At 66.1% G+C, this 2,443-nt stretch carries 1 protein-coding gene; it reads left to right on the forward strand.

What is annotated here, in order from left to right:
- A partial coding sequence (locus AB0A90_RS34725; protein WP_357256209.1) for an SDR family NAD(P)-dependent oxidoreductase occupies positions 1-2,443 on the forward strand: 2,443 nt, incomplete at both ends.

Genomic DNA, 2,443 nt, shown 5'->3' on the forward strand with positions numbered 1-2,443 from the left:
ATCAGGCTGGTCGCCGGCCGGTCAGCATTCATTCCCACCCTGATGACACGGAAGACTGGACACAACACGCCACCGGAACACTCACCACCACCAATACAAACGCCGGCACACTGCCCGACGCGTCGGGCATAGAGGCATGGCCGCCTGTCGATGCCAGCATCGTTGACTTAAGCGGACACTACGAGGCCGTAGCCCAGGCGGGCTACGGATACGGGCCGACATTCCAGGGGCTACGCGCCGCGTGGCGACGTGGGGATGAGATCTTCGCCGAGGTCGTCCTACCAGAACCGGAGCGGGACCATGCGGGCCAGTTCGGGATTCACCCGGCCCTCCTGGACGCCGCGACACACCCGCTGGGACTACCCGGCATCTTCGGTAGCGATCAGCTCTGGCTGCCCTTCGCCTGGACGGGCGTGTCGCTGCTGGCCTCGCGCGCAACATCGGTGCGGGTACAGCTATCACCCACCGGCACCGACACGGTCGCCGTCACCATCGTCGACGGGGCTGGCCGGCTAGTCCTCAAGGCCGACTCACTAGCGATGCGACCGGCCTCAGCGCAGCAGCTCGAGCGCAAGCGCGGAAGCGCGAATGGCCCTTTACTCGCTCTTGAATGGACCACCGTGCCGGGCACCAGCACCGCCACTACCGGACGGTGGGCGGTGCTCGGAGAAGACCCAATGCGGGTCGCATCCGCGTTGATCGCAGCCGACATGGCGGTAGACAGCTATGCGGACCTCGCCGCGACGAACACGGCGGTCGACAATGGGGCGCCCTTACCGGACCTTTTGCTGCTCGCCGCGACCGATCATCCCGGTCTCACCCACAACACCGCTTCGGTGACTCAGGCCGTCCACCACGGTGTGGCACAAACGCTAGCGACGATCCAGGCCTGGCTGGCGGAGGACCGGTGGGCCTCATCACGCCTGACCGTACTGACCCACGAAGCCGTCTCCACCAGCGCGAACGAGCCAATCAGCGACCTTGTCGGCGCCAGCGCGTGGGGCCTCATCCGCTCGGCACAAACGGAGCACCCCAACCGGATCGTGCTGGTTGACCTTGACGTCGATGGCCTCGACTCCTCCGTGCGCGCCCTCCCGGCGGTGCTGGCCTCCAACCAACCACAGGTCGCCATTCGACAAGGCCAGATACGCACCCCCCGACTCGCCCCAATACGTGACGTACCCGACACCGAAACCCTCGTGCTCCATCCCACCGGAACCGTGTTGGTCACGGGTGGGACCGGCCAACTGGGTGGATTGGTAGCGCGGCACTTGGTCACCAAGTACGGGGTGCGGCGCTTGATCTTGACGAGTCGCCGCGGTATGCAGGCAAACGGATCACCCGCCTTAGTTGCCGAGCTGAGCGAGTTGGGTGCGGAGGTGTCGGTGATCGCGTGCGATGTGGCCGACCATAACGCTCTCGCACAACTGCTATCGACGATACCCACGCAACATCCGCTGACCGCTGTGGTGCACGCGGCCGGTGTCCTGGCCGATGGTGTGGTCGAGTCGATGACGCGTCAGCAGTTGGAAACGGTGTTACGCCCGAAGGTTGACGCGGCGGTCAACCTGCACGAGTTGACGCGGAATATTGATCTACGACTGTTCGTACTGTTCTCCTCGGCTGCTGGAATCTTGGGTGGCCCAGGGCAGGGCAACTACGCGGCGGCGAACGCGTTCTTAGATGCCGTGGCCATGCAACGTCAAGCACAAGGGCTTCCCGGCACGTCGATCGCCTGGGGCTTGTGGGAGCAGGCCAGCGGGATGACCGCCCACCTGCAGCAAAGCGATCTCGCGCGGGTGTCCCGGTCCGGTGTGACGGCGATGTCCACCGAGCAGGCCCTAGCCCTGTTTGACGCTGCGGTGGGCACCGGTGAGCCCTTGCTGGTCGCGGCCCGGTGGGACACCGGCCGGCTGCAAGCACAGGCGGAGGCCGGCACTATTCCGGCGATGTTGCGGGGACTCGCGCGGGCGCCGTCGCGGCCGCAGGCTGCGTCGGCAGCGGACGCCTCGGCTCTGGTACGGCGGCTGACAGGACTACCCGAGCAGGATCAGCAGCGGACCCTGCTTGAACTGGTCCGCAGTCAGGTGGCGACCGTACTCGGTCACAGCAGCGCGGACGGCGTCGACGTCACCCAGGCGTTCAAGGACCTCGGCTTCGACTCGCTGACCGCGGTCGAGTTTCGTAACCGGCTCGGCACGGCCACCGGGTTGCGGCTACCGGCGACCCTCGTATTCGACTACCCCACACCGACCGCCCTCGCCACCCACCTACGCACCCAAGTCCTCGGCACGCACCCCAAACCAGTCGCCGAACCGCCCCGCACCGCATCCGCAAACGACGACCTGATTGCGATTGTGGGTGTGGGGTGTCGTTTTCCGGGTGGTGTGCGGTCGGCTGAGGATTTGTGGCGGTTGGTGGTGACGGGTGGGGATGGGATTTC

It is taken from the genome of Micromonospora sp. NPDC049204 (assembly GCF_040647935.1).
Lineage (GTDB): Bacteria > Actinomycetota > Actinomycetes > Mycobacteriales > Micromonosporaceae > Micromonospora.